Origin of the sequence: Arenimonas sp., assembly GCF_041919775.1 — a bacterium.
Lineage (GTDB): Bacteria > Pseudomonadota > Gammaproteobacteria > Xanthomonadales > Xanthomonadaceae > Arenimonas.
On the sequence record NZ_JAYRTE010000023.1, the window covers coordinates 1 to 24535 of the forward strand.

Below are 24535 nucleotides of genomic sequence, written 5' to 3' on the forward strand. Positions count from 1 at the left end.
CGGCGGCCACGTGGGCCTGCGGCGAGGCGGCCTTGCCCTCGAGCACGGCGTCGGCGGCGGCGCGCACGTACAGCTGCACGGCGCGGATGGCGTCGTCGTTGCCCGGGATGGCGTAGTCCACCAGGTTGGGGTCGTAGTTGGTGTCGACCACCGCGATGACCGGGATGCCGAGCTTCTTGGCTTCCTGCACGGCGATGTTTTCGTGGCCGATGTCGATCACGAACAGGGCGTCCGGCAGGCGGCCCATGTCCTTGATGCCGCCCAGCGAGGCTTCGAGCTTGTCGCGCTCGCGGCGCAGGCCCAGCACTTCGTGCTTGACCAGCTTCTCGAAGGTGCCGTCGGTCTCAGCGGCCTCGAGTTCCTTCAGGCGCGCGACCGACTTCTTCACGGTGGCGAAGTTGGTCAGGGTGCCGCCCAGCCAGCGCATGCTCATGTAGGGCATGCCGCAACGCTCGGCTTCTTCCTTGATCGACTCGCGGGCCGAACGCTTGGTGCCGACGAACAGGATCGAGCCGCGCTTCTGGGCGATGCCCGAGACGAAGTTCATCGCGTCCTGGAACAGCGGCAGGGTCTTTTCGAGGTTGATGATGTGGATCTTGCCGCGGGCGCCGAAGATGTACGGGCCCATCTTGGGGTTCCAGTAGCGGGTCTGGTGGCCGAAGTGAACGCCGGCTTCCAGCATCTGGCGCATGGTGACCTGGGACATGGTGTTTCCTTTGCGAACGGGAGCCGGCCGCGCTTGGGCGGCGTCGAAGCTCCGGGGTTGGGCCTCCGCCGGGCTGCCGCCTCGAACCCGGAAACCATGGCCTTGGCCGTGGTCCGCGGGCACCCCGGGGCGGGGGATGGCCTGGCGTGTGTATTCACCGGTGACGCCCGGCGTGGGCGGCCTGGAAGCCCCGTGAAGGGGTTTTCCGAGCCCCGGGAGTATAGCCGGCTGGCTCAATCGGCCGCAACTGGGCAATAATCCCGGCATGCATATCAGCCTGAAGAGCCCCGAGGACATCGAGCGCATGCGCGTGGCCGGCCGCCTGGCCGCCGAAGTGCTGCAGGTGGTCGCCCCGCACGTCAAGCCGGGGGTCAGCACCGCCGAGCTCGACCGCATCTGCCACGACCACATCGTCAACGTGCAGGGAGCCGTGCCGGCGAACGTCGGCTACAAGGGTTTCCCGGCGACGGTCTGCACCTCGGTCAACAACGTCATCTGCCACGGCATCCCCAGCGACGCCAAGGTCCTGAAGGACGGCGACATCATCAACATCGACGTCACCGTCATCAAGGACGGCTGGCACGGCGACACCAGCCGCATGTATTTCGTCGGCGAGCCCAGCGTGAAGGCCCGGCGCCTGGTGGAGGTGACCCGCGAGGCGATGTTCCGCGGCATCCGCACCGTGCGCCCGGGGGCCACGCTGGGCGACATCGGCCACGCCATCCAGAAGTACGCCGAAGGCGAGCGTTTCTCCGTGGTGCGCGAATACTGCGGCCACGGCATCGGCCGCATCTACCACGAGGACCCGCAGGTGCTGCATTACGGCCAGCCGGGCACCGGCGTGGTGCTGCAGAAGGGCATGACCTTCACCATCGAGCCGATGATCAACGAAGGCTCGCGGCACACCAAGCTGCTGGGCGACGGCTGGACCGTGGTCACCCGCGACAAGTCGCTGTCGGCCCAGTGGGAGCACACGGTGGTGGTGACCGACGACGGCGTCGAGATCCTCACCCGCCTGCCCGGCGACGACAACGACCTGTGACCCGGGCCGGCCGGTGAGCGCCGTCCCTTCCCCGACCGATTCCGAGCTGGCGACGGCGCTTGCCGGCGCCGCCGATGACGCCGCCTGGCGCGACGCCGCCAAGGCCGCGCTCGTTGCCCGCCGCGAGCTGCTGCGCCAGCGTTTCGATGCCGGCGAGGCCACCGACCGCCTGGTGTCGCGCTGCGCCGCCGCCGCCGACGGCGTCGTGCTCGCCGCCTGGCAGCGCTGCCTGGGCGAGACGCCCGGGCTGGACCTGCTGGCCACCGGTGGTTACGGCCGCGGCGAACTCTACCCGCAGTCCGACATCGACCTGCTGGTGCTGGCCGAACCCGAGCTGCAGCAGCGCCACCAGGTGGCGATCGGCCGCTTCTTCTCGCTGCTCTGGGACGCCGGCCTGGCCACCAGCCAGGCGGTGCGCTCGACCGGGCAATGCATCGAGGCCGCGCGCGAGGACATCACGGTGCTGACCGCGCTGATGGAGTGCCGCGCGCTGGCCGGCGACCCGCAGGCCCCGGCGGCGCTGGCCGCGGCCCTGGCGCCGACGGTGCTGTGGTCTCCGTCGGACTATTTCCACGCCAAGCGCGAGGAACAGCGCAACCGCCACACCCGGTTCAACGACACCGCCCACAACCTCGAGCCCAGCATCAAGGAAGGGCCGGGCGGCCTGCGCGACCTGCAGACCATCACCTGGATGGGCATGCGCCTGTACGGCGTGCCCGGCCTGCGCGCCCTGGTGCCGCTGGGGCTGCTGGGCGAGGACGAATGCGCCAGCCTCGAGCGCGAATGGCGGGTGCTGGCGCGGCTGCGCTTCGGCCTGCACCTGCTGGCCGGGCGGCGCGAGGAGCGCCTGGGCTTTGACTACCAGAAGAACCTGGCGGCGATGCTGGGCCTGAAGGACGAGCGCCGCGACAACCTGGCGGTCGAGCAGATGATGCAGGGTTTCTTCCGCAGCGCCGCCACGGTGATGCGCATCAACGACCGCGTGCTGCAGCGCTACGAGGAACAGCTCTCGGGCCAGGAAGAGTCGGTGCCGCTGGGCGAAGGCTACGAACTGCGCAACGGTTACCTCGCGATGACCGAGCCGGCGCGGCTGGGCGAGGGCTTCGCGCCGGTGCTGGCGCTGTTCGTCGCCTGGGATGCCCAGCCCGATGCGCGTGGCCTGCACTCGGAGACCGCGCGCGCGCTGGGTGAATCCCTGGGCGCGATTACGCCCTACACCGAACAGCCCGAAGCGCTGCGCCGCCGGTTCATGGACCTGATGCAGTCGCCGCAGGCCGTGGCCACGCTGACCCGCATGGCCCGCCTCGGCGTGCTGGCGCGCTACCTGCCGGCCTTCGGCAAGGTGTCCGGGCGCATGCAGTACGACCTGTTCCACGTCTATACGGTGGACCAGCACACGCTGACCGTGCTGGCCTACCTGGACGGTTTCGCGCGCAAGGCCGACGAGCGTTTCGGCATCGCCCACGAAGTCTGGCCGCGCCTGCGCAAGCCGCACCTGCTGCTGCTGGCCGGCCTGTTCCACGACATCGCCAAGGGGCGCGGCGGCGACCATTCCGAGCTCGGCGCCACCGACGCGCGCGAGTTCGCCGCCGCGCATGCGATGCCGCCGTCCGACGCCGACCTGCTGGCCTGGCTGGTCGAACAGCACCTGCTGATGTCGACCACCGCCCAGCGCCAGGACATTTCCGACCCGGTGGTGGTGGCGCGTTTCGCCAACAAGGTGGCCGACCGCGAACACCTTGATTACCTGTACCTGCTTACCTGCGCCGACATCGCCGGCACCAGTCCGAAGCTCTGGAACGCGTGGAAGGACCGGCTGCTGGCCGACCTCTACGCGGCCACCCGCTTCGCGCTGCGCCGGGGGCTGGAAAACCCGGTGCACGCCACCGAGATAATGGCCGAGACCCGCGCCGCGGCGCTGGTGCGGCTGCTGGGCGAGGGCCTGACGCGCGAGCAGGTCGAAGGCATCTGGGCGGCCTACCCGGACGTGGGCTTCCTGCGCTACCGGCCCGAGCAGATCGCCTGGCAGACCCATGGCATCGCCGCCTCGGCAGGTGCCGATACGCTGGTGATGGTGCGCCCGCACCTCGAGGACGGCGGCCTGGAGGTCTTCGTGCGCACGCCCGACCGCGACGGCCTGTTCGCGGCGCTGGTGGCCACCTTCGACCGCCTGGGTCTGAACGTGCTCGAGGCGCGCGTGCTGAACTCGATCGACGGGTTTGCGCTCGACAACTTCCAGCTGTTCGCCCCGCACGGCCGCGCCCCGGAGCCCGCCGCGGTCGAGGCCGCGCTGAAACTCGCGCTGGCCGACCCGGCGAAGGTGAAACCGCCGCGTCGCGCCGCGCCCAGGCAGCTGCGCCATTTCCGCGTCCCGGTGAAGGTGGGCTTCGATGAATCGGCGGACGGCCGCCGCACCCGCATGAGCCTGGTCTGCACCGACCAGCCGGGCCTGCTGGCCTCGGTGGCGCAGGTGCTGCGCAAGTTCCGGCTGCGCGTGCACGACGCCCGCATCGCCACCTTCGGCGAGAAGGTGGAAGACTTTTTCCTGCTGACCGACGAGGCCAACCAGCCCATCGGCGACCAGGCCCTCTTGGATCAACTGCGCGAGGCCATCGTGGCCGGCGTCGACGGAGACATGCACCATGGCAAGAAAGAAGCCCAGCACTGAACAGCTGCAGGCGATCATCGAGGACGCCTTCGAGCGCCGCGCCACCCTGACCGCGATGGAAATCGACGGCTCCACGCGTCCGGCGGTGGAAGAGGCGATCGAGCTGCTCGAGTCGGGCAAGGCGCGCGTGGCCGCGCCGCACGGCAAGCACTGGGAAGTCAACGAATGGCTGAAGAAGGCCGTGCTGCTGTACTTCCGCATCAACGACATGCAGATGATGGAAGGTTTCCCGGCGCCGTTCTGGGACAAGGTGCGGCTGCGCTTCGACAACTTCGACGACGCCGACTTCCAGAAGCTCGGCGCGCGCGTGGTGCCGGGCGCGATCGTGCGTTCGGGCGCGCACATCGGCAAGGACGTGGTGCTGATGCCGAGCTTCGTGAATATCGGCGCCCACGTGGGCGCCGGCACGATGGTCGACACCTGGGCCACGGTCGGCAGCTGCGCGCAGATCGGCAAGAACTGCCACATCAGCGGCGGCGCCGGCATCGGCGGCGTGCTCGAACCGCTGCAGGCCAGCCCGACCATCATCGAGGACGGCTGCTTCATCGGCGCCCGCGCCGAAGTGGTGGAGGGCGTGATCGTCGAGAAGGGCAGCGTGATCGGCATGGGCGTGTTCCTGGGCCAGTCAACGCGCATCTACAACCGCGCCACCGGTGAAATCACCCAGGGTCGCGTGCCCGCCGGCAGCGTGGTGGTTTCGGGCTCGCTGCCCTCGGCCGACGGCAAGTACTCGCTGTACTGCGCGGTGATCGTGAAGCAGGTCGACGCCAAGACCCGCGCCAAGACCTCGGTGAACGAACTGCTGCGCGGGGCCGTGGAATGACCACGCTCTACGGCCTGGACAAGTGCGACACCTGCCGCAAGGCGCGCAACTGGCTCACGCGCTTCGAGGTGCCGCACGGATTCGTCGACTACCGTGCCCATCCGGTCCCGCCGGCTACGCTCAAGGCCTGGGCGGCGTCGCTGGGCGGCTGGGAAAAGCTGGTCAACAAGGCCTCGACCACCTGGCGCCAGCTGCCCGAAGGCCGCAAGTCGCCCGGTTCCGATCCCGAGTGGACGCTGCTGCTGCGCGAACACCCGGCGCTGGTGAAGCGGCCGGTGGTCGTGACCGACGATGGCCAGGTCAGCGTCGGCTTCAGCGACAGCGGCTTCAAGCAGCGTTTCGGGGTGGGCAAGTGAGCGAGGTCCTGGCCCTGGCGTGCGAGCTGATCTCGCGGCCTTCGGTGACGCCCGACGACGCCGGCTGCCAGGACCTGGTGGCGCAGCGCCTGGCGCGCGCCGGCTTCACCATCGAATGGCTCGACGCCGGCGACGTGCGCAACCTCTGGGCCACGCACGGGCAGGGCGGCGAGGTGTTCTGCCTGCTCGGCCACACCGACGTGGTGCCGCCGGGCCCGCGCGAGGCCTGGGACAGCGACCCTTTCGAACCCGTGGTGCGCGACGGCGTGCTTTATGGCCGCGGCGCCGCCGACATGAAGGGCAGCGTCGCCGCCTTCGTGGTCGCGGCCGAAGAATTCGTCGCGGCACACCCGGAGCATCCCGGCACGCTGGCCATCCTGCTGACATCCGACGAAGAAGGCGACGCCATCGACGGCGTACGCCAGGTCGCCCGCCGCTTCAAGGAAGATGGCCGGCCGATCCACTACTGCATCACCGGCGAACCCTCGTCGAAGTCCGCGCTGGGCGATCTGCTGCGCGTCGGCCGCCGCGGCTCGCTGTCGGGGCGGCTGCGGGTGAAGGGGATCCAGGGCCACGTGGCCTACCCGGAAAAAGCCCGCAACCCGATCCACCAGGCGCTGCCGGCGCTGGCGGAACTGGGCGCACGCGCCTGGGACGAGGGCTACCCGGAGTTCCCGCCCACCAGTTTCCAGATCTCGAACATCCAGTCCGGCACCGGCGCCAACAACGTCATCCCGGGCGATTGCGAACTGCAGTTCAACTTCCGCTTCAACCCGGGCTGGACGGCGCAGCAGCTGGAGACGGAAGTGCACGCCGTGCTCGACCGCCACGGCCTGGACTACGAACTGCACTGGCACCGCAGCGGCGAACCCTTCCTCACCGGCGAAGGCCGGCTGCGCGCCGCCGCGCGCGCGGTGATCAGGGAGCAGCTGGATCGCGTGCCGGAGGAAAACACCGGCGGCGGCACCTCGGACGCCCGCTTCATCGCGCCTCTCGGCGCCGAGGTGGTGGAGCTGGGGCCCATCAACGCCAGCATCCACAAGGTCAACGAACACGTCGCCGTCGAAGAACTCGAGCGCCTCCCCGCGCTTTACCGGGCCATCGTCGAACGCCTGCTGCTCGCCTGATCCTCCCGCACTCCCTCCCCGGTGTTCCCCTGGTCGTTTGTTGATCAGGCCGCGGCCTTGAACCACTCCTGGCCGGTCGCAGGTGCCCGGCGCCCGGACTCGCGCAGTTCACGCAGGATGCCCAGCACCTGCCGGTGCACCGCCTGCAGGCCCGGATGCGGCGTCAGCCTGGTTTCGTGGTAGACCACCGCCAGCCACAGCGCGATCGAGCGCTGGCGCAGCAGGATCGAACGATCGCGCACGCGCGAGGCCGATACCGAAGCAACCGGACTCCAGGGATGGTAGAGCATCGTTTCATTCGCGCCGTGCCAGTGCGGCTGCGGCAGGACGGAGGCGGCCTGGATCTCCGCCAGGGTCTGGTCCGCGGTCGTCTTGCGCTGGGGCGCATCCATGGCGCGCACGGCCTTGAGCACGGCCGCGGCATGGCGCTTCAACATCTGCTGCCGGCAAAGGGCCAGCACGTTCACCAACATTTCCATCGAACCTACCTCGCCGAAAGGTTTCGGTGCGGTAGACCGCTCCCCCTGACGGCGATCCCTCCGTCCCTGTCCCGGCGGAGCGAGCCGGGGCAGCGTCCCGTTTATGGACCATTTAGTGACGGCTGTCAGGTTTCGCCGACGGAACTGTGAGCGGCTTCACGCTTTCCGGCGCCAGGCTGAGCACGTGGCGGGCCGGGCCGGGCAGGAAGGGCGTGGCCTCGCCGCGCACCCAGGCCGCGTGGCCCGCACCCCAGAACGGTGACAGCGGGTGGCCCGACTGGCCGCCGGGCATGTGCGCGAACCCCTCGGCCTCCCGGCCCGGTGAGACCACCATGCGTTCGCTGGCACCGAATCCCGGCGCCTGCACCAGCGGCATGTTGCCGTCGCCGGGCAGCGGCTCGGCCGGCATGCACAGCGGGCCCTGCACGAGCGCGGGCAGGGCCGCGGCCAGCGGATGGCAGATGCGCGCGGTATTGCGCTCGCCCCAGGTGCGAGCGCGCAGCGGACCACGTTCTTCGAGCTGGCCGCGGATGTCGCGCGCGGCCTCGGCCAGCAGGGCGTCCCAGCTGGCGAAGCGGCGCGGCAGCAGGTGCGCCGGCCGCTGCTGAAGCAGCGGCCAGGCGAAGGCTTCGGCCTGGGGCAGGTCCGGCATCACGAAATCCTCGCCGAGCGCTGCCTGGGCCGGCGCCAGCAGGCCGTTCTGGATGCGTTCGATCACCGCCAGCCGCCAGGCGCGCACGATGCGGTAGTCGACGGCATCGACGCTGGCGCGGCCGGTCCAGTCGGCGCTGGCTTCGGCCAGGGCCCTGATGTCGGCGTCGTCGCTGCGAGCGGCTTCGGTCTGCAGCAGTGCATGCCAGCGCTGCAGGAACAGCGCGCGGTCGTCGCGCTGCAGCGCCAGCAGGTCGGCTTCGGTGAAGCTGGACCTGGCGCGCAGCGCATCGCGGATCTGGCGGGCGCGGGCGCCGTTGGCGTAGCCGGCGTCGCCGACCAGGGCCAGGGCCTTGCCGTCCACGACGCGCGCGTTCGCGGTCCACAGGATGCCGTCTTCCGGATCGACCAGGCTGGGGTTTTCCGTCGGCGCCAGCCAGCCGGCCCAGCGGCAGGCCTGTTCGACCCGCAGCGGCTGTTTCGGCGCGCAGTGGCCAGCGCGGTCGGGCAGCTGTGCGGTCAGGCGCCAGGCGATGCGGCCATCGCGGTCGCCGATCACCAGGTTCTGCGCCGGTATGCCTGCCACGTCGGCCACGGCCAGGCCCTGGTCGAGGTTGCCGGCGAAGGCCATGTCGGCCAGGCCGAAGTTCAGCGCGCCGGGCAGCTGGGCCGTCCAGCGCAGGGCCAGCGCGCCGCCGTCGTCCAGCTCCTCGGTGATCGGCCCCCAGCGCGTCTCGCGCACTTTCAGTTCGACCGGTTCGCCGCCCTTGACCTCGATCCACTCGCTGTCGGTGCGGATCGCCGCCTCGCCGCCGGGCACGCGGTAGCGCAGCCGGTCGGCGTCGGTGAACTCGACGCGGTAGAAGTCCAGCCAGTCGCCGTAGCTGTTGGTGAAACCCCAGGCGACGTGGGTGTTGCTGCCGACGATCACCGCCGGGATGCCGGGCAGGGTGAAGCCACTGACGTCGACCTGGCCACCGGGGGCACGCGGGTCGGGCCAGCGCAGGCGGGCGCGGAACCAGATGTTCGGCGCGCCCAGGCCCAGGTGCATGTCGTTGGCGACGATGGCGCGGCCGTCGGCGGTGCGGCTGCCGGCGACCGCGAAATTGTTGCTGCCGGGGGCGGCCGGCTCGGAGACCGCGTAGTCGCCGTTCTCATCGGGCACCGGCAGTTTGCGCAGGTCCACGTCGTCGGCGCCGGGCAGCGGCGGGTTGCCGCGCGGTTCGCCCGACAGCGGCGCGTCCCATTCGCTGCCGTCGGTGGCGACCAGCGCGTACAGCGCTTCCGGGATGACTTCGCGGATTCGCCACAGCGCCAGTTCGCGCGAGTTCGATTCATCCTGCAGGTCGAAGAACATCGCGTAACCCGCCAGCGCGCTGTCCTCGACCGTCCACGGCTGCGGGTCGGCGCGCAGCAGCAGGTAGGGCCAGGGCGTGTTGTCCAGGGCCAGCACGCCGGCGTTGACGCCGTCGCGGTAGGCCTCGAGAACCGGCAGGCGGTCGCCCGCGATGTCGCCCAGGTGTTCGCGCAGGCGCGCCCGCAGTCGATGCACGCGGACCTGCTTGTCGCGGTCGATTGCGATTTCTCCGAACAGCGCCGACAGCTCGCCGGCTGCCGAACGCCGCAGCAGGTCCATCTCGAAGAAGCGCTCCTGCGCGTGCACGAAGCCCAGGGCGCGCGCCGCGTCGGTTTCGTTGGCCGCCTCGATGGTGGCGATGCCCAGTTCGTCGCGGCTGACCCTGACCGGTGCGGACAGTCCGGCCAGTTCCAGCTCGCCCTCGAGCACCGGCAGGCTGCCGCGCACCGCCCAAAGCCCGGCGAAGACCGCGATGACGGCCAGGATCACCGCGACGGCGGCGATGCGGACGAGGATTCGTGCGGCCTTGCGCATGCAGCGGGCTCCGGGAACGGGGAATCAGGCGCCAAGGATGGCCCATGCGCGCGTCGCCTGCCACGGGTGCTTGCACAGCCGGGTTCGCCATGCCTATCCTCGGCCCATGCGCGCCCTCTTCGTGAACAACGCCAATAACAACAATCGTCCCCCTCCGCGGGTCGACGACTAGGCGCGCTACACAAAAAAACTGCCCCAGTCCCGACGGCCCGCACTGACCCCAGTGCGGGCCGTTTCCTTTTGCGCGTTCGAAACCCAGGAGACCTGCCCATGTGTTCCATCCTCGGCGTCCACGACGCCCGCCCCGATGCCGACCTGCGTGGCCTGCGGCCGCTGGCCCTGTCGCTGTCGGCGCTGCAGCGGCACCGCGGCCCCGACTGGTCGGGCGTGTTCGAATCGCCGGCCTGCCTGCTGGTGCACGAGCGCCTGGCCATCGTCGATCCCGCCGGCGGCGCCCAGCCGCTGCGCTCGGCCGACGGCCAGCTGGTGCTGGCGGTGAACGGCGAAATCTACAACCACCGCGAACTGGCCGATGGCCTGGCGGCGCCCTACGACTTCACCAGCGGCTCGGACTGCGAGGTCATCAACGCGCTGTACCGTCAGGAAGGACACGGGGCGGTGGCAAAGCTCAACGGCATCTTCGCCTTCGCGCTGTGGGACGCCCAGGCGCAGCGGCTGGTGGTCGCGCGCGATCTGCTCGGCGTCTGCCCGCTTTACTGGGGCCACGACGGCGACGGCCGGCTTTGGCTGGCTTCGGAAATGAAGGCACTGGCGCGGCTGTGCGCCGACGTCGCGGTGTTTCCGCCGGGCCACGTCTACGACAGCGCCAGCGGCGAGCTTCGTCGTTTCCATCACCAGCCCTGGCGCGATTACGACGCCACCCGTGGCGTCACCTGTACGCCGGCGGCGCTGCGCGAGGCCTTCGAACAGGCCGTGCACCGGCAGCTGATGACCGACGTGCCCTACGGCGTGCTGCTCAGCGGCGGCCTGGATTCGTCGCTGGTAGCGGCCTGCGCGGCGAAGTTCGCCCGCCAGCGGGTGGAGGACGACGACCGCAGCGAAGCCTGGTACCCGCGCCTGCACAGCTTCGCGATCGGCCTGCCGGGTTCGCCCGACCTGGCTGCGGCCGAACGAGCGGCGGCGGCGCTGGGCACGGTGCACCACGGCTTCACCTACGACTTCGGGGAAGGCGTGGATGCGCTGCCGGAGGTGATCCGGCACATCGAAAGCTACGATGTCACCACCGTGCGCGCCTCGACGCCGATGTACCTGCTGGCCCGGCGCATCAAGGCCATGGGCGTGAAGATGGTGCTCAGCGGCGAGGGCAGCGACGAGATCTTCGGCGGCTACCTGTACTTCCACAAGGCGCCGGACGCGCGCGAATTCCACGCCGAATGCGTGCGCAAGCTCGATGCGCTGCACCAGTTCGACTGCCAACGCGCGAACAAGGCGATGATGGCCTGGGGCGTGGAGGCGCGGGTGCCGTTCCTGGACCTGGAGTTCCTGGCCCTGGCCATGTCGCTCGATGCCGAGGCCAAGCGCTGCGGCCCCGACCGCATGGAAAAGGCGATGCTGCGCGAGGCCTTCGACGGCGCGCTGCCGGACGAGATCCTGTGGCGGCAGAAGGAACAGTTCAGCGATGGCGTCGGCTACGGCTGGATAGACGGTCTCAAGGCCCTGGCGGAAACCCGCGTCAGCGACGCGATGCTGGCCGAAGCGCCGCTGCGTTTCCCGGTGAATCCGCCGGCGGGCAAGGAGGCCTACTGGTATCGCGAACTGTTCGAGCGCAGCTTCCCCGGCGACGCCTGCGCGCGCACCGTGCCGGGTGGCAAGTCGATCGCCTGTTCGTCACCGGCGGCGATTGCCTGGGACGCCGCATTCGCCGCCGCCGCCGACCCTTCAGGGCGGGCGGTGGCCGCCGTGCACGGCGAGCCGCGGCGCCGGCAAGGTCTGGTCAGCGGTTGATGATGCGCGGGTCGCAGTCGCGGGTTTCACCGCTGGTCTTGTGTTCGACGATCACCGAATACTTGACGTCGGCGGGCCCGGAATTGCGGTTGGCGATATTGGCCACGGGGGCATGGCCACCGCCCGAGAACGACATCTGGTCCTCGCCTTCGCCGGAGAACTGGATGTCGGCGATGACGTAGTCGCCGTTGGTCAGGCGGACCTGGATCTTCTTGTTGCCGGTGTTGGATTCCACGTCCACGTTGCCGGCGCCGTCCGAGCCGCCGGAGAAGGCGCAGGTGACGGGATCGAGTTCGACCTTGAAGTCGGGGCCACCCGCCTCCTGCGCGAACAGGGGCGCGGCCAGCAGGGCGGGGAACAGGAACAGCGGAGCAAGTGCGGAACGGCGCATGGGCGGATCCTCTTGTCGTGTTTCAGTCCGGCTGGAAAGCGCCGGTAAGGGTGTAGGCCGGCTCCATCCGGGGGTCTTGGTACCCGGCCTGGTCCAGCCCTTCCTGCAACGCGACAAGCTGCCCGGACTGGCCAAGGTTGATGGCCAGCAGCCGCCGGACGGGCAGGAACTCGAAGGTGCGGCGCGCCTGGCGGTCCAGCCGCTCCGCGGCTTCTGACCAGGTCGCCCGCGCGGTGCCATGTTCGCCGGACGCGGCCTGCGCGGTGCCCAGCACCTCCGCCACCCGCGCCAGCTCGGCCAGGCGCTGGGCCGAATAGTCCGTGCCGGCGACCAGCGCCGACATGCGACGGTGCGCTTCGCTCGCTGCGGCCCGGGCCGCCCCGGGGTCGCCCGCGGCCAGGGCTTGCAGGGCCTGCAGCCGCAGCCCGTGCGAGAGGTCGACCACGGCGCCGGCATTGCTCGGGTCCTGGGCGGCCAGTCGTTGCAGCCCCTGCACCAGTTCGCCGACGGTGCGAGCCTGCTCCGGCGTCCACAGGGCGGGCGCCGTCAGCCCCAGTCGCGCGAGCCTGGCGCGCTGCGCGCTTCGGGACCAGGAGGCATTCTGCGGGTCGCGGGCGCTGAGCCGGCTGAAGATCGCGACGCCCTTTTCCAGCGGGTCGACGGCCGGCTCGGTCCGGCCCAGTTCCATCAGGCTATTGGCGTGGAAGATGAGGTTGCGGCCAAGCAGGTCGCTGGCATGCACGTCGTCGCCCCGCTCATGCAGGGGCTGCAGCAGCCGGGTGACTTCGGCGAAGGCGAGTTCGCCGCCGGCGAGGTCGCCGTCGTCGACCCGCGTCGAGCCGATCCACGACCAGGTTTCGGCAAGGGCGATTGTCAGCGCCGAGTCACCGGGCTTTCGCGCCAGTTCCCGTTCGGTGATGTCCCGGCAAAGGCCGAAATAGGCCAGCGCCGTTTTCGCGTCACCACGCGCGCGCGACAGGCTGCCCAGGTTCGAGTAGGCGTAGGCCAGTTCGAGGTTGTAGTCGGAATTCCCGGGTTCGCGGTGGTGCAGCGCCAGGCTGTGGCGCAGGTAGTTGTGCATCGCCGTGTCGGCCCGGGCCAGCTGGCCCCGCTCCCAGGCGACGTAGCCGACCCAGAACTCCGCCTGGCCGAGTTCGAACAGGTAGTCGTTGTTCGCCGGCTCCGTCTCGTGCAGCTGCCGCGCCTGCGCCAGGGCCTGCTCGAAAGAGGCGAGCGCGGCCTCAAGCTTGCCCTGCTTGAAGCGCACGTCGCCGATCTGCTTGAGCGCAACCGCGCGCGCCAGCAGCTCGGACGCCGTGCCGCGCTCGCCGAGGGTGGCGAAGTAGGCCATGGTTTCGTCGCCGACCGAGTCGAGGAGCTCGAGCCGGCCGATCGGTTCGAGCTTCTGCCGCAGGTCGCCCAGCATGAAGCCGATCAGCGCCTCGGCCTGCTGTCGCCTCAGTTCGGATTCCTGCTGCGACTTGAAGGCATACAGGGCCAGGCCCACCGTGACCGCGGCGACCGCCAGCGAAGCCGTCGCCACCGCGGCCCAGGTGCGTGCCTGCCGTTGGGCGTCGCGCCGCTTGAGTTCGTCCACGCCGACATCGAGCAGGCCGGCGGCAATCCTGAGCATGGCGTTGCGGCGGCCATCGCCGGCGGCCGTGGCGTCGGCGGCGAGGGGTTCATGCAGGAGCGTGCCGTCGTCGCCGCGCAGCAGCGCCGGCGGGAATCCGCACTGCGGCGAGGCCGGGTCGGGGTCGCCGGCGACCAGGTAACACAGGATCCGGTATCCGCGTCCGGAGGCGCGGAAGTAGCGAATTTCCTCGTTGACCCAGCGCGACGCCGCCGCCGCCGGGGAGCAGACCACCACCATGGCATCGGAATCGTCCATCGCCTGCCGGATCGAGTCCGACAGGTCGTGGGCCGAGGCCAGTTCGTCCTGGTCGCGGAACACCGGATAAAGCCGCGCCGGCAGGTCCGGCCGGCTTGCCCGCAGCGCCGCCGGCGGGCGGTAGCGTTCCAGCGCGCGCTGCAGCCAGCGCGCCGCCTCCGTGTCGACGTGGCTGTAGCTGATGAAGGCGCGGTAGCGCCGCGGCGACGTCATGCGCTGCCCGCGCCGGCACGAAGCGATTCGAAGGCTGCGACGTGCCTGGCCAGCCGGGCGGCGTCGCAGGATTCGCACAGCCAAGGCTTGCCCTTGCCGGTGGTCATGTGCAGCGCGTACCGGCGGCACTTCTTGCAGGCGATCGAGGCCACCGGCCCGCTACTGGCCACGAACAGATCGCATTCGATATCGGGGCGGCGGCCGGCGAGGCGGGCGACTTCCTCCATCGGGAAGACATTGGCCAGGGCCAGCCAGCGCAGCTTCCGCATTTCGGCCAGCGGTGCCAGCGAGCCGTCCCCGACGCGGATCGTGAGCAGGCGCAGGCGTTCGACCTCCTGCAGCGCCGTCAGCGGCGCCAGCGAGGGGATCTTCAGCGGTTTGATGCTGTTGGAGTCGCCGGCCAGGTCCAGGGCGCGCAGGCTCTGCAGCCCCTGCACGAAGGCGAGGTCGGCGGAGGCGTGCACGTTGTGCAGTGCCAGGTCCACCAGCGCAGGCAGCGTGGCCAGGGCCTCTAGGCCGGTCGCCGAGGGCGCACCGCCCAGGTGGAAGTGCGACAGCGCGCGATGGCCGGCCAGCGGCGCCAGCGAGGTGATCGCGCTCCACTTCACGTACAGGCCCTGCAGCCGCGGCATGGCGCAGGCGGCTTCGAAGATGTCCTGGGTCACGCGGCTGTGGAACCAGAGAACGCGCACGGCATCGAGGGTTGGCAGCAGTTCGCACCAGCGGGCGACGAGCGCGCGCTGTTCGCGGGCGGAGAGGTTGGTCTGGGTGATCGTCAGCGACAGTCGCTCGCCGCCGGCGTACTGGTCGGGGTCGGTGATCGCGGCGGGCGGGAAATCGCGCTGCGGGCGGTGGTACCAGTAGCTGTCGCCCGGCAGGTCCAGCGCGGCGCGCAGCTGCTGCTGCACCAGCAGGGGCTCGAGGGCCGACCTGAGGCTGTCTTGCGTCGGTTCGTCCACCGGTCTCCCCCTGGTGTCAGAAACTTGATCCGGGCTGCTTGAGGAACTCGATTTCTTCGGCCGTCGATTCGCGGCCGAGGATGGCGTTGCGGTGCGGGTAGCGCCCGAAGCGGTCGATGATGGCCTTGTGCCGCAGTTCGAAGTCCAGGTTTTCGGCCGGCGCGTGTTCGCGGTACAGCACTTCGGCGACCTCATGGATGCGCGCCGATTCGCTGTGCATGTAGGGCAGCAGCAGGAAGCTGCGTTCGGTCGGCGTCAGCGCGACCAGCGACCGGGCGGCCACAGCTTCCTGGGCCAGCACCAGCGCCACCGGGTCGCAGGCGAAGGCGGCGGACGTGCCGCGATGGATGTTGCGGGGGAACTGGTCGAGCACGATGATCTCGGCCAGCCGGCCATTGGCGTTTCCGCGCCAGGCGTGCAATTCGCCGGCGGCGGCTTGCTGCAGCAAGCCGAGGAATCGCTCGCGGATCAGTGCGTCGAAATCCGCGTCCGCCTTCCACCAGCGCTCCGGCGGCGTCTGTTCGAACCAGAAGGCCAGGATGTCCTGCGGCGACATGGCTCAGCTCCCCGATGCGGCGCGGTCGCGGCGCCGTCCGGCCATGACGGCGAGGCTGATGCCGGCCAGCACCGCGACGATGGCGACGGCAGCGAACCAGAGCGGATGCGGGATCATCGCCAGGTTGGCGACCACGGCGGCCAGCACCAGGGCCCCGACGATCGCGGCCAGCACGCCGCGCCGGCCGGGTGCCAGCAGCGCCGCGACCAGCCCGCCGGCGTAGGCGCCGGCCACCCAGGCGACCAGCACGAACAGCAGCGCGCCGACCGGCATCGCCGCCACGGCCGCCTTGATCTGTTCGATGTCGCCCGGGTCCAGGCCTTCCGGCGGCGGATAGACCGCGTGCCCCAGGGCTTCGAAGCCTGCCACCACGAAACCGGCGACGATCACGCCGGCGAGGAAGGCCAGGGCGTAGCGGAGGATCTTCATGGCGGGATTTCCGGCGAACGGCGGAAGCTGCAGCCTAGGGCGCGCGGATGCTTCCGGCAACCGGCGCGCCGGCAAGGGGAAGCTGGAGCGTGGCGACGGCGCCGCCGTCTTCACGGTTCGCCAGCCGCGCGCTGCCGCCGTGCAGGGCCGCGACCTCGGCGACGAAACACAGGCCCAGGCCGCTGCCGCGTTCGCCGCCGTCGGGGCGGGGCAGGGAGTAGAAGCGCTCGAAGGCGCGTTCCAGTGCGTAGTCGGGAAGCCCCGGGCCGCGGTCGGCGACTTCCAGCACGAGCTGCCCGCCGACGCGCCGCGCCTGCAGGTCCAGGGTGCTGCCGGCGGGCGCGAAGCTGGCCGCGTTTTCGAGCAGGCCGGCCAGCGCCTGGCCAAGCAGGAAGGCGTCGCCGTTTGCCGACAGGCCGGACTCGGCCTGCGTGCGGATGGTCAGGTCGCGGGTGCGCAGGGTCGGTTCCATATCCCGGGTCACCTGGTCCAGCAGGGCCGGCAGGTCGATGGGTGCCGGGTTCTCCAGGGCCTGCTGGTGCTCGAGCGCGGCCAGCGAAAGCAGGCGCTGTACCATCAGGGTCAGGCGCTCGGACTGGATTTCGATGGCGCGCGCGAAGCGGGCCTGGTCGGCGGCCGGCAGCGGCGATTCCAGCAGCTCGGCGCTGGCGCGGATGGCGGCCAGCGGGCTTTTCATTTCGTGGGTGAGGTCCTGCACGTAACGTTCGACGTACTGTTTGCCTTCGAGCTGGCGGCGCATGGTCTCCAACGCCTGGCCAAGTTCGGCGAACTCGCCCGCGGCGGACGGCAGCCGCGGACGTTTTCCTGCGGCCACTGACTGCGCGTAGCGGCGCAGGGCATCAAGCTGGCGCGTGATCCAGCCCGCCGTGGTGGCACCGACCAGCAGCGCCACGCCCAGCAGGCCGATGCCCCAGGCCAGCACCGTCCCCTGGCTGCGTTCGATGAAGGGCGCCAGCGCCCGGTTGGGCTTGGCCACGGTGAGCGAGCCGACGATGCGGCCCGCTTCGTCGCGTATCGGCGCGGCGACGTGCATCACGGTCGCATCGGGCTGCGCCGGGTCGGGCGCCGAGGAGCGGGCGCCGTAGCGGCCACGCAGCGTCAGGTAGACATCGTTCCACTGCGAATAATCCTCGCCCAGCGCCTCGCCGTCGCTGTCGAAGACCACGGTGCCGGCGGCGTCGGTGATGTAGACGCGCAGGTTGGTGTCGTTCTTGTCGAAGCCCGAGATCGCCGCGCCGGGCTCGCGCGTGAGCGCCCGCCGAAGCCGGCGATCGAAGTCGCCATCGTCCAGGCGCCGGGACAGGAAGTCGTCGGTCGCCAGCTCGGCCAGCACGTTGGCCATGTCCACCAGGGTGTTTTCGGTGGTCTGGCGCACGCCGGGTTTGACCTGGGCGACGAAGACCTCGATGACCAGCAGCGCGCCCAAGGCCACGACCAGCAGGTAGCCCAGCAGGATGCGCAGGCCGATGCGCATGCCTCAGCCGGCGTCCAGTGAATAGCCCAGGCCGCGATGGGTGCGGATGGGGTCGGCCGAAGCATCTGCCTCGCGCAGCTTGGCGCGCAGCGTCTTGATGTGGGTGTCGACGGTGCGTTCGGTGCTTTCGCCCGGGTCGTCCCAGACCCGTTCGAGCAGCTGGTCCCGGCTGAGAATGGCGCCCGGACGGCGCAGCAGGGCGGCCAGCAGGCCGTACTCGTAGCGGGTGAGGTCCAGGCGCTGGCCGCGGAAATCGATGCGTTTGGCCTCGGCGTCGTGCACGAAGCCGGTGGTCGGCTCCGCGGGCGCGCAGCGGCGCAGCACCGCGCGCACGCGCGCCACCAGTTCGCGCGGCGAGAAGGGTTTGGCCACGTAGTCGTCGGCGCCGATTTCCAGGCCAAGCACGCGGTCGGCTTCTGCGTCGCGGGCGGTGAGGAAGATCACCGGAACGGCGCGCTCGCGACGCAGTTCCCGGCACAGCGCGAAGCCGCCGATGTCGGGCAGGCCGACGTCCAGGATCGCCAGGTCGAAGGCCTGCCGTTGCGCCAGCTGCAGGGCCTCGCGGCCGGTCAGCGCATGCGCCGTGTCGAAGCCGTCGGCACGCAGGGCGTATTCCACCGTCTGCGCGATCGCCGCTTCGTCCTCGACCAGCAAAACCAGGGCCATGGCGCCTCCTTCCGGCCCGAAGCATAGCCCAGGCCCGGCACTTCTTACTGGCTTCACAAACGGGCCGCGCCGCCTTCACCCTGCCGCGGCAGCATGGCGCCGCAGGCCACCTTCCTTCGGAGACCCGACATGAACCAGACACTTTCCCCACCGACGGCGAAGCGCGGCAATCCCTTGCGCCCCTTCATCTGGGGCGGCGCGGCGCTGCTGCTCTGCGTGCCGCTCGTGGCCATGCAGTTCACCGACGAGGTGAACTGGGATGGCTTCGATTTCCTGGTGATGGGCTTCCTGCTCGGCGGCGCCTGCGGGGCCTACGAGCTCGGCGCACGCCTTTCCGGGCACTGGGCCTACCGGGGAGGCTTCGCCGTGGCGATCCTCGGCGGGTTCCTGATGACGTGGATCAACCTGGCGGTCGGCATCGTCGGCAGCGAGGACAATCCGGTGAACGGGCTGTTCTTTGCGATTCTGCTGGTCGGGGCCATCGCCGCGCCGCTGGGTCGCTTTCGCCCGATGGGCATGGCGCGCGCGATGTACGCCACGGCGATCGCACAAGGGCTGGTGACGGCCTGGATCGCCCTGGCCGGGCACGGCTACACCTTCGTGCTGGCCGGCTTTTTCATCGCGGTGTGGCTGAGTGCCGCACATCTGTTCCGGCGGGCGCATGAAGACGCACAGATCGCAGATCAGGTGTCGTAGTTGTGCCCGACTCGCGCCTGGGACGGCCGTGGATTTGCGAACCGGGCCTGGATCTCCAGGACCTGTTTGCGGGCCTTTTCCGCCGCGGCACGGATGGAGGCCAGTCCGGGTTTCCATGGCGAAAGCCGGTGGGTTTCGTGGTGCCAGTGGAAGACCTGGTCGCCGGCCTGGCCGGCATCCACCTTCAGGACCAGCTGGTTGCCGGTGCCGTTGTCGGCGATCGTGACCAGGCCTTCCGCCATCACCTCCTGGCCCCAGGCGCCCTTGAGGTTTTCGAAGCTGATGCTCGTGCAGGTCTTGCGCGGGTTGGCCGGGTCGAAGATCGGAAAGACGCGCCAGCCCCCGCGCAGCTCGATGCAGTTGTACTGCTTCCAGGCTTCGCGCAGATCTTCGGCAAAGCGGAAACCCAGCGCTGCTTCCGCTTCGGCGATGCCTTCCTCGGTGGCGCCAAGGGCCACGGTCTTGATCTTGGGTGCTGCTGTCATAGCTATTTCCGGAGTTTCCAGAATTGCCACCACGGCCTGCGTGACTGTTCCTGCCATCGCTGGAATCTTTGATCGATCACCCGACAAACGATCTCGAAGTTATCCCACGTATCGGCGACATGATAAAAGCCGGGCAGGCCTGCACACAGGGCCTGTTCGTAGTCGCCGAAATAGAGTTCGCGCTCATAGTAGGCGGCGGCGAATGCATTGCCTTCCGCGGAGAGGGCCTCCTCCGGCAACTTTTCATCGCAGGCATCAAACAGGAAGGTCCTTCCGGTCATCCGGCGGTCCCTGACGGCCTGCAGTTCCGCCGGCGCCGTCGAGGCCAGCATTTCGCTCACGTGGCCCCTGTGTATGGCCCAGGCCAGGAACATGCCGATGTGCGTGCCGCCGTTCTCCGGGGGCAGGCCGGCCGGGAAATCGCCGTCGTAATGCCATTCCGCCTTGTCGTAAGCCACTTCCCAGTCTCCGGTGTTAAGACGAACCCTCGAAGGCCCGTTTGATCCAAGCGGCCAGCTCGGCATCGACCTGGGACGCATCGGTGAGTCTTACCTGGTAGTTGCACATCTTGCCGGGCGGCAGTTTTTCCAGTCGCGGGGAATCCGGCAGATCCCGGATGTTCAGGCCCAGCTCGACGCGGGTATTGGTGGCCGGGCCGATCATCGCGAACTGTTTGTTGCGCCGGTAGCTGATGTACTTTTGCTTGGGCGCGGTTTCGAAGTCGCCCAGCGGTTTCATCTTCGCCAGCAGGGCTTCGTGGATGGGGCGCAGGGCGGCCTTTGGGCCGGTGTACAGCGCATCCAGCGGATCGCCGCCGGACGGCTTCGGTGTCGCCGCCTGTTTCGCCGCATGCGCCAGGGCGTTGGCATCGCCATGCCCGAGCCCGAGCACGGCCTTGAGGTGGGCGACGATTTCGCCGTGCTTCGCCAGCCCGCTGTCGCGGACGATGGCGAAAAGTTCATCGAGCGAGTTGCCGGTGCGCGCCTGAATGTTGCGAAGCTGGGTTTCCACTGCCTTCTGGATGTCGGTCATGGCCGTCTCTCCGGGTCAAGGGTTGTCATGTGGAACTCAAGTTCGTCCTCGCCGACGATCATAAAGCCGAGGCGCTCGTAAAGTGCTTTCGCGGGGTTGGCCCTGAGCACCGACAGCGTGACCGGCACGCCCGCGCGCGTGGCCGCGGCAATCAGGTCCTCCAGCAGTTGTCGGCCAAGGCCCTGTCCGCGCACGCCTTCCGACAGCTGCAGCTGCATGACCTTCCAGCTGTCGGGTTCGCGAAGGATCTTGAGCAGCCCGATAGGGCGGGCGTCGGCGAGGATGATCTGTGCGCAATCGAAGCGGTGCTTTACCCGCTGGAGGAAGTCGTCGGGGGACCCGTGCAGTCCCGCGGCAGCCAGGTGCGGCCCCATGCTTTCCTGGCGCAAGGCCAGCAGGAAGGGCAGGTCGGCCTCGGTGGCTGGACGCAGGCTAAGTCGCATCCGCCAGCGGCGCCTTGGCCCGTTCGCGGCGAAGCCTGGCATCGAGCACCAGGAAGCCGAACGGCACCACGGAACACAGCAGGGCCAGCAGCCAGGCCAGCACCGACCAGCGCTGCAGATGGCTGACCAGCAGCGACATCGCCACGAACGCCAGCCAGAGAACGCCATGCGCCATGCCCACCGGCCAGACGAAATCGACGCCCAACAGGTAGCGCGACGGCATGGCGATAAACAGCAGCGTGATCAGGGACAGGCCCTCGATGAGGCTGAGCAGGCGGAAGGCGTTGAGCATGCGTGGAAAGTCCCCGGCCGTGATGCCGCCAGAGCCTACCGGGCCGACGGAGCCAGGGCCAGCAGTGCCGCGATGGCCTGGGCGCCCTTGCCCGACTCCGGGGCCCAGTCTGCCGGGCAACGGCCCGCACGGTCGCGCAGGAAGGGGTCGCCGCCGCCGTCGATCAGGGCCTTTACCAGCGCCGGCAGTCCGTGCCGAAGCGCCATGTGCAGCGGACGCTGCCCGTTTCCGTCCGCGGCGTTGGCGTCGGCGCCAGCGGCGATCAGGTGCTCAAGCACCGGCAGGTGCCGGCGGACGCTGGGCTTGAACAAGGCGAAATGCAGTGCGGTCTGGCCAAGCGGATCAACAGCGTGCACGTTGGCGCCGCGATCCAGAAGCAGCCGCACCGCATCGGCTTCGCCGGCGCGTGCTGCGCACATCAGGGCCGTGGCATGGCCCCGGAACAGGGTCCAGTCGGGCGAGACGCCGCCATCAAGCATTGCCCTCAGCAACGCCAGATCGCCTGAGCCTGCCACGCCACCCAGGTCCTGGGTGACCCGGCCACCGCCGACATCCAGGGTCGCCATCCCTCCCTTGATTTCCCACTTCGGTCCGGGGTCGTCAGCGGGCGGGCAGGCGAGCGCTTCGCGGCGCGCCTTGGCGGCTTTTTCCGCGAGGCGTTCGCCCTTTCGCCAGAAGGCTTCGGTGGTCCTGGTTTCGGGGTCTGCGAGCCACGCACCCAGCTTGGCGTGACCGTTTTCAAGCGCGGCCAGGACCGGCGTGCGGCCGTCGAGGTCGGCCAGTGCAGGGTTGGCGCCGGCTTCCAGCAGTTGCCTGGCGATGCCCGAGAAGCCGTTGGCTGCGGCGATGGCCAGTGCGCTCAGGCCGGACTCGTCCTGGCTGTCCACGCCGGCCCCCGCCTCGAGAAGAATGCCCACGATGTCCGTGAACCCGCCGCCCGCCGCTTCTGCCAGCGGCGGCGTGAACGCTCCCGCGTCGGGGTCGGCGCCCGCGGCGAGAAGTGCCTGGACCATGTCGACCGCGCCGCGTCCGGCGGCGTAAGCAAGTGGCGTGGACTGGAAACCCTGCAGGTCCACTTCATCGACGTCGGCACCGGCGGCGACCAGGCGGGCAAAGGCGCCGGCATCCGCTGCGCCGATGGCTTCGAACAGGTTCGTGCTCACGGAATCAGGGCCGGCAGCTCAGTGACGCCGACGTCCGTGCCACGTCAGCCCGCGGCAGGCGTCGGCCGGTAGCCCAGCAGGCGCGCCGGCAGGAAGAGCACGGTCTTGAGCAGCGCGAACACGGCGTCCACGGCAATGCCGAGTGCGCGGAAGGGAAGGCTCATCAGCCACACCACCGGCCACAGGACCAGCACCAGCAGGGCCAGCGGCCAGGCCAGCACGAACAGCAGGCACCAGAGCACGGCGATAAGAAGGGTCTTCATGCGGTGACTCCTTGGTGTGGGTAGCATCTTACGGTGCAAAATGGGGATGCGACGGCGCTGAGTCAAGATCACGATCCCACCGGGCGCGGCTGGCGGTGAAGACGTGCCCATCAGGGGCCATGGCGAAATCCGTGTCCAGGCTCCGGTCTAAGGCGAGAGAAGCTCGTTCTTGACGCCCGCGAAGCCGTCGAAGATGCGGCGGTGGGCCCTGTAGGACCACTGGTCGTCGCGCGTGTAGTACGCACGAACCCAATCCTGGAGTTGGGCGAGCATGGCGTCCTGGTCTTCGGGTGACGCGTACTTGTGCGGCTCCCAGGGGCGTTTGAGGTTGTTGGCCAGGCAGGTTTCACAACCCGGGTTCAGGAAAATCAGCTCCGTGCAGTGATGGGACGCCGCCTCTACCAATTCGCCGTAGCAGCCCTCGATGACCCAGCGGACTTCGCCGCGGATGAAGTCCTGGAGCGATGCTGAGATAGCCCCGGGGCTTCGTTGGACAGCGATCCTTCCTGGTTCCCAGACGATGGAGTCCAGGTCCAGGTGAGCGAGACCGTGCCGCGCCGAAAGGGCCTTGGCGTAGGTGCTCTTGCCGGAGCCGGAGTTGCCGTAGACGAGGACTCTCATGGTGCCCAGCATTCCCCTGTAGCGCCACCCGGGGCAGGGTCAGTCTTCCGGCCAGCCGGCTTCGTTGCTGAAGGTTTCGTAGCTGACGCTGGTGTCGAAGAATTCGGGCTCCTCGCCCGTCTTCTGCTCGTGGGCCGTGGCGGCGACGTTGAGCAGGGCTTCGAAGTCCTGGTCCTTGGGGAACCCGGCGGGATTGGCCAGCACCGTTTCGTAAAGCTCGCGGCCGTTCGCCACCACGCAGCAGCGGGCGTAGAGGAAGGTGTCCACCGAAAAGTCATCGCCGTCGTCGGTGTAGGCGTCCTCGCCGATTTCCCGGGCGTGGGCCCGGGTGTCGAGCGCGTGCAGTTTGCGGGCCAGGGTCTCTTCAAAGCCGGCGATGGCTTCAACCGGCATCTGCGCCAGCGCGTCGACGGCCGGCTCGATCACTGCCTCGTCGTCGCCTTCCTCGTCCCAGTCCAGCAGGCCGATGATGCGCCAGAAGGTGTCGTCGTTCATCGGGGCTGCAAAGTCGCTCATGGAGGGGCCTCAGGAGGTGGAGGAAAGCTTGAGCCCGACGATCCCGGCCACGACCAGCAGGATGCTGACGATGCGCAGCGTGGAGGCCGGCTCCTTGAACAGCACCACGCCGGCAATCGCCGCGCCGACGGCGCCGATGCCGACCCAGATGCCGTAGGCCGTGCCCAGCGGGATCTCGCGCATCGCCAGGCTCAGCAGCCAGAAGCTGCCGCCCATGGCAATGACGGTCAGTACGCTGGGCAGGGGCCTGGTGAAGCCCTCGGTGTATTTCAGGCCAACGGCCCAGCCCACTTCAAGGAGGCCCGCCAGGGCCAGGAACAGCCAGTTCATGCGTGTGCTCCGGTCAGCGGGAAACGCGAAAGCGCTCGGTACCCAGCATCAGCCAGCCGATGATGCCAAAACCCGCGACAAGCAGCACGAACAGCCCCGCCACCCCGTAAAGCGGCTCGCGCAGGCCCGCCGCGCCGAAAGCCAGTGCCACGACCGGAAGCACCAGCAAGCGGTTTCCGGCCCAGCGGTTGAGTGCGGCCATGTCGCTTACATCGCCTTGCCGGATGCCCGAAAGGATGGCGTTGTCCCCGGCGAATCGCACGGCAAGGGCGAAGACGCCCAGCAGCATTCCCGCCATCAACAGCAGTACGGACAGAATGGCCATGGGCTCAGCCTAATGCACGACGATGGCCGCAGCCAGGGCCAGCAGGAAAACCCCGAACGAA

The 24535-nt window shown here is 69.4% G+C and carries 27 protein-coding genes and 1 pseudogene; 7 read left to right on the forward strand and 21 right to left on the reverse strand.

The annotated features are described in order from the left end of the window. On the reverse strand, window positions 1–706 hold a 706-nt coding region (gene rpsB / locus ACE3TE_RS11225; RefSeq protein ID WP_374605007.1), incomplete at its 3' end, for a 30S ribosomal protein S2. Between the two features lie 265 nt (window positions 707–971). On the opposite strand from rpsB, the gene map reads away from it, so the two are divergent. The 5 genes and pseudogenes from map (at window position 972) to dapE (ending at window position 6722) form a co-directional block, all read left to right on the forward strand. Next, a complete protein-coding gene (gene map, locus ACE3TE_RS11230; protein WP_374605009.1) occupies window positions 972–1748 on the forward strand; it encodes a type I methionyl aminopeptidase in 777 nt (258 codons plus the stop codon). A gap of 13 nt (window positions 1749–1761) precedes the next feature. Then, window positions 1762–4416 carry a [protein-PII] uridylyltransferase gene (gene glnD, locus ACE3TE_RS11235; protein WP_374605011.1) on the forward strand — a complete coding sequence of 885 codons (2655 nt, stop codon included), beginning with the start codon at window positions 1762–1764 and terminating at the stop codon, window positions 4414–4416. 10 nt (window positions 4417–4426) lie between these two features. Then, window positions 4427–5239, forward strand: a pseudogene (gene dapD / locus ACE3TE_RS11240) (2,3,4,5-tetrahydropyridine-2,6-dicarboxylate N-succinyltransferase); the annotation flags it as partial. Continuing rightward, window positions 5236–5595: a Spx/MgsR family RNA polymerase-binding regulatory protein gene (locus tag ACE3TE_RS11245; RefSeq protein ID WP_374605013.1), complete on the forward strand. Its 360-nt coding sequence runs from the start codon at window positions 5236–5238 to the stop codon at window positions 5593–5595. The pseudogene dapD and the gene ACE3TE_RS11245, both read left to right, overlap by 4 nt. Then, a complete protein-coding gene (gene dapE, locus ACE3TE_RS11250) occupies window positions 5592–6722 on the forward strand; it encodes a succinyl-diaminopimelate desuccinylase (protein WP_374605015.1) in 1131 nt (376 codons plus the stop codon). The genes ACE3TE_RS11245 and dapE overlap by 4 nt, the downstream gene beginning before the upstream one ends. Before the next feature lie 44 nt (window positions 6723–6766). On the opposite strand, the gene ACE3TE_RS11255 is transcribed toward dapE, so the two are convergent. Together ACE3TE_RS11255 and ACE3TE_RS11260 are read right to left on the reverse strand one after the other, a co-directional pair. Further along, window positions 6767–7201 carry a hypothetical protein gene (locus ACE3TE_RS11255; protein ID WP_374605017.1) on the reverse strand — a complete coding sequence of 145 codons (435 nt, stop codon included), beginning with the start codon at window positions 7199–7201 and terminating at the stop codon, window positions 6767–6769. A 112-nt stretch (window positions 7202–7313) separates the two neighbouring features. Then, window positions 7314–9743 carry a penicillin acylase family protein gene (locus ACE3TE_RS11260; protein WP_374605019.1) on the reverse strand — a complete coding sequence of 810 codons (2430 nt, stop codon included), beginning with the start codon at window positions 9741–9743 and terminating at the stop codon, window positions 7314–7316. Between the two features lie 270 nt (window positions 9744–10013). Here ACE3TE_RS11260 and asnB point away from each other — a divergent pair, with 270 nt between their 5' ends. Then, window positions 10014–11708 (forward strand): asparagine synthase B, encoded by a 1695-nt coding sequence (gene asnB / locus ACE3TE_RS11265; RefSeq protein ID WP_374605021.1) that lies wholly within the window; start codon window positions 10014–10016, stop codon window positions 11706–11708. Here asnB and ACE3TE_RS11270 read toward each other — a convergent pair. From ACE3TE_RS11270 to creB, 7 genes are read right to left on the reverse strand one after another with little or no spacing between them, the layout of a single operon-like run. After that, window positions 11698–12099: a hypothetical protein gene (locus tag ACE3TE_RS11270; protein WP_374605023.1), complete on the reverse strand. Its 402-nt coding sequence runs from the start codon at window positions 12097–12099 to the stop codon at window positions 11698–11700. The genes asnB and ACE3TE_RS11270 overlap by 11 nt on opposite strands. A 22-nt stretch (window positions 12100–12121) precedes the next feature. After that, a complete protein-coding gene (locus ACE3TE_RS11275) occupies window positions 12122–14203 on the reverse strand; it encodes a TIR domain-containing protein (protein ID WP_374605025.1) in 2082 nt (693 codons plus the stop codon). Then, on the reverse strand, window positions 14200–15162 hold the full coding sequence (locus ACE3TE_RS11280; RefSeq protein WP_374605028.1) for a hypothetical protein: 963 nt from the start codon (window positions 15160–15162) through the stop codon (window positions 14200–14202). The genes ACE3TE_RS11275 and ACE3TE_RS11280 overlap by 4 nt, the downstream gene beginning before the upstream one ends. 16 nt (window positions 15163–15178) lie before the next feature. Then, window positions 15179–15718: a DUF924 family protein gene (locus ACE3TE_RS11285; RefSeq protein WP_374605029.1), complete on the reverse strand. Its 540-nt coding sequence runs from the start codon at window positions 15716–15718 to the stop codon at window positions 15179–15181. 3 nt (window positions 15719–15721) lie between these two features. Then, window positions 15722–16147 (reverse strand): hypothetical protein, encoded by a 426-nt coding sequence (locus tag ACE3TE_RS11290; RefSeq protein WP_374605031.1) that lies wholly within the window; start codon window positions 16145–16147, stop codon window positions 15722–15724. 34 nt (window positions 16148–16181) lie between these two features. Next, window positions 16182–17642, reverse strand: coding sequence for a two-component system sensor histidine kinase CreC (gene creC, locus ACE3TE_RS11295; RefSeq protein WP_374605033.1), 1461 nt, complete (start codon window positions 17640–17642; stop codon window positions 16182–16184). A 3-nt stretch (window positions 17643–17645) separates the two neighbouring features. Next, window positions 17646–18308 carry a two-component system response regulator CreB gene (gene creB / locus ACE3TE_RS11300; RefSeq protein WP_374605034.1) on the reverse strand — a complete coding sequence of 221 codons (663 nt, stop codon included), beginning with the start codon at window positions 18306–18308 and terminating at the stop codon, window positions 17646–17648. A gap of 129 nt (window positions 18309–18437) precedes the next feature. On the opposite strand from creB, the gene ACE3TE_RS11305 reads away from it, so the two are divergent. Beyond that, a complete protein-coding gene (locus ACE3TE_RS11305) occupies window positions 18438–19004 on the forward strand; it encodes a hypothetical protein (protein WP_374605036.1) in 567 nt (188 codons plus the stop codon). Here the strand turns inward: ACE3TE_RS11305 and ACE3TE_RS11310 are convergent. The 11 genes from ACE3TE_RS11310 to ACE3TE_RS11360 form a co-directional block, all read right to left on the reverse strand. Then, window positions 18992–19489, reverse strand: coding sequence for an SMI1/KNR4 family protein (locus tag ACE3TE_RS11310; RefSeq protein WP_374605038.1), 498 nt, complete (start codon window positions 19487–19489; stop codon window positions 18992–18994). The two genes, ACE3TE_RS11305 and ACE3TE_RS11310, sit on opposite strands and share 13 nt — an antisense overlap. Window positions 19490–19491: 2 nt before the next feature. Further along, a complete protein-coding gene (locus ACE3TE_RS11315; protein WP_374605040.1) occupies window positions 19492–19947 on the reverse strand; it encodes a hypothetical protein in 456 nt (151 codons plus the stop codon). A 16-nt stretch (window positions 19948–19963) separates the two neighbouring features. After that, on the reverse strand, window positions 19964–20521 hold the full coding sequence (locus ACE3TE_RS11320; RefSeq protein ID WP_374605042.1) for a DUF5655 domain-containing protein: 558 nt from the start codon (window positions 20519–20521) through the stop codon (window positions 19964–19966). Further along, on the reverse strand, window positions 20518–20964 hold the full coding sequence (locus ACE3TE_RS11325) for an N-acetyltransferase family protein (RefSeq protein WP_374605044.1): 447 nt from the start codon (window positions 20962–20964) through the stop codon (window positions 20518–20520). Before ACE3TE_RS11325 ends, ACE3TE_RS11320 begins: the two co-directional genes overlap by 4 nt. Then, window positions 20954–21256 carry a DUF3817 domain-containing protein gene (locus ACE3TE_RS11330; RefSeq protein ID WP_374605046.1) on the reverse strand — a complete coding sequence of 101 codons (303 nt, stop codon included), beginning with the start codon at window positions 21254–21256 and terminating at the stop codon, window positions 20954–20956. Before ACE3TE_RS11330 ends, ACE3TE_RS11325 begins: the two co-directional genes overlap by 11 nt. Before the next feature lie 35 nt (window positions 21257–21291). Further along, window positions 21292–22419 (reverse strand): ankyrin repeat domain-containing protein, encoded by a 1128-nt coding sequence (locus ACE3TE_RS11335; RefSeq protein WP_374605048.1) that lies wholly within the window; start codon window positions 22417–22419, stop codon window positions 21292–21294. A gap of 44 nt (window positions 22420–22463) precedes the next feature. After that, complete coding sequence (locus ACE3TE_RS11340; protein ID WP_374605049.1) at window positions 22464–22682, reverse strand: hypothetical protein; 219 nt, start codon at window positions 22680–22682, stop codon at window positions 22464–22466. Window positions 22683–22829: 147 nt separating this feature from the next. Next, the gene (locus ACE3TE_RS11345) at window positions 22830–23303 is read right to left on the reverse strand and encodes a shikimate kinase (protein ID WP_374605051.1); all 474 of its coding nucleotides are present in this window, start codon (window positions 23301–23303) and stop codon (window positions 22830–22832) included. 39 nt (window positions 23304–23342) lie between these two features. After that, complete coding sequence (locus ACE3TE_RS11350; protein ID WP_374605053.1) at window positions 23343–23819, reverse strand: DUF4240 domain-containing protein; 477 nt, start codon at window positions 23817–23819, stop codon at window positions 23343–23345. A gap of 9 nt (window positions 23820–23828) precedes the next feature. Further along, the gene (sugE, locus tag ACE3TE_RS11355) at window positions 23829–24149 is read right to left on the reverse strand and encodes a quaternary ammonium compound efflux SMR transporter SugE (protein ID WP_374605055.1); all 321 of its coding nucleotides are present in this window, start codon (window positions 24147–24149) and stop codon (window positions 23829–23831) included. 13 nt (window positions 24150–24162) lie between these two features. Continuing rightward, window positions 24163–24474, reverse strand: coding sequence for a hypothetical protein (locus tag ACE3TE_RS11360; protein WP_374605057.1), 312 nt, complete (start codon window positions 24472–24474; stop codon window positions 24163–24165). Between the last annotated feature and the right edge of the window lie 61 nt (window positions 24475–24535).

Excerpts from the sequence above, each read along its gene's own strand:
- map (WP_374605009.1), top strand. The coding sequence starts at position 972 with ATGCATATCAGCCTGAAGAGCCCCGAGGACATCGAGCGCATGCGCGTG.
- ACE3TE_RS11245 (WP_374605013.1), top strand. The coding sequence starts at position 5,236 with ATGACCACGCTCTACGGCCTGGACAAGTGCGACACCTGCCGCAAGGCG.
- ACE3TE_RS11255 (WP_374605017.1), bottom strand. The coding sequence starts at position 7,201 with ATGGAAATGTTGGTGAACGTGCTGGCCCTTTGCCGGCAGCAGATGTTG.
- ACE3TE_RS11260 (WP_374605019.1), bottom strand. The coding sequence starts at position 9,743 with ATGCGCAAGGCCGCACGAATCCTCGTCCGCATCGCCGCCGTCGCGGTG.
- asnB (WP_374605021.1), top strand. The coding sequence starts at position 10,014 with ATGTGTTCCATCCTCGGCGTCCACGACGCCCGCCCCGATGCCGACCTG.
- ACE3TE_RS11270 (WP_374605023.1), bottom strand. The coding sequence starts at position 12,099 with ATGCGCCGTTCCGCACTTGCTCCGCTGTTCCTGTTCCCCGCCCTGCTG.
- ACE3TE_RS11275 (WP_374605025.1), bottom strand. The coding sequence starts at position 14,203 with ATGACGTCGCCGCGGCGCTACCGCGCCTTCATCAGCTACAGCCACGTC.
- ACE3TE_RS11285 (WP_374605029.1), bottom strand. The coding sequence starts at position 15,718 with ATGTCGCCGCAGGACATCCTGGCCTTCTGGTTCGAACAGACGCCGCCG.
- ACE3TE_RS11290 (WP_374605031.1), bottom strand. The coding sequence starts at position 16,147 with ATGAAGATCCTCCGCTACGCCCTGGCCTTCCTCGCCGGCGTGATCGTC.
- creC (WP_374605033.1), bottom strand. The coding sequence starts at position 17,642 with ATGCGCATCGGCCTGCGCATCCTGCTGGGCTACCTGCTGGTCGTGGCC.
- creB (WP_374605034.1), bottom strand. The coding sequence starts at position 18,308 with ATGGCCCTGGTTTTGCTGGTCGAGGACGAAGCGGCGATCGCGCAGACG.
- ACE3TE_RS11305 (WP_374605036.1), top strand. The coding sequence starts at position 18,438 with ATGAACCAGACACTTTCCCCACCGACGGCGAAGCGCGGCAATCCCTTG.
- ACE3TE_RS11310 (WP_374605038.1), bottom strand. The coding sequence starts at position 19,489 with ATGACAGCAGCACCCAAGATCAAGACCGTGGCCCTTGGCGCCACCGAG.
- ACE3TE_RS11320 (WP_374605042.1), bottom strand. The coding sequence starts at position 20,521 with ATGACCGACATCCAGAAGGCAGTGGAAACCCAGCTTCGCAACATTCAG.
- ACE3TE_RS11325 (WP_374605044.1), bottom strand. The coding sequence starts at position 20,964 with ATGCGACTTAGCCTGCGTCCAGCCACCGAGGCCGACCTGCCCTTCCTG.
- ACE3TE_RS11330 (WP_374605046.1), bottom strand. The coding sequence starts at position 21,256 with ATGCTCAACGCCTTCCGCCTGCTCAGCCTCATCGAGGGCCTGTCCCTG.
- ACE3TE_RS11340 (WP_374605049.1), bottom strand. The coding sequence starts at position 22,682 with ATGAAGACCCTTCTTATCGCCGTGCTCTGGTGCCTGCTGTTCGTGCTG.
- ACE3TE_RS11345 (WP_374605051.1), bottom strand. The coding sequence starts at position 23,303 with ATGAGAGTCCTCGTCTACGGCAACTCCGGCTCCGGCAAGAGCACCTAC.
- ACE3TE_RS11350 (WP_374605053.1), bottom strand. The coding sequence starts at position 23,819 with ATGAGCGACTTTGCAGCCCCGATGAACGACGACACCTTCTGGCGCATC.
- sugE (WP_374605055.1), bottom strand. The coding sequence starts at position 24,149 with ATGAACTGGCTGTTCCTGGCCCTGGCGGGCCTCCTTGAAGTGGGCTGG.
- ACE3TE_RS11360 (WP_374605057.1), bottom strand. The coding sequence starts at position 24,474 with ATGGCCATTCTGTCCGTACTGCTGTTGATGGCGGGAATGCTGCTGGGC.